Source organism: Staphylococcus pasteuri (assembly GCF_030547725.1).
Lineage (GTDB): Bacteria > Bacillota > Bacilli > Staphylococcales > Staphylococcaceae > Staphylococcus > Staphylococcus pasteuri.
In genome coordinates, this window is the sequence record NZ_JAUOQO010000043.1 from 1 (window position 1) to 424 (window position 424).

1 pseudogene is annotated in these 424 nt (G+C 43.9%); it reads right to left on the reverse strand.

Features of this window, described 5'->3' with window-relative positions:
* Nucleotides 1-397 (reverse strand): annotated as a pseudogene (locus Q4528_RS12710) (hypothetical protein); the annotation flags it as partial.
* Nucleotides 398-424: the final 27 nt, after the last annotated feature.

Genomic DNA, 424 nt, shown 5'->3' on the forward strand with positions numbered 1-424 from the left:
CTTTGTTACTTAGCGCTCTCGATAACTCTAGATTTTTAGCCCGGTTGATCAATGGCACTATGCTGGATCCCTGCACTAAAATCGAAAACACAACCACCGCATAAGTCATCACTAAAATAATCTCCCGCACATCAATATTCTTCTCCGGCAAAATCATCACACCCGCCGGTACCGACATCGCCATCGCTAAAGCCAAGCCGCCACGTAAACCACCCCAGGTTAGAATCGCGACCGACATAGGGTTGTAAGACTTAACCAGACTAAAACCCAAAAAAGGAAGCCCTACGCTTATCAAACGACTTAACAATACCAAAGGAATGGCTAGCAACATTAACCACACATCTTCGATATGAAAAACAAAGCCAACCAGCACCAAACCAATCAGTAAAAACAGCAAGTTATTGAGAAACTCCTCTAGTACATG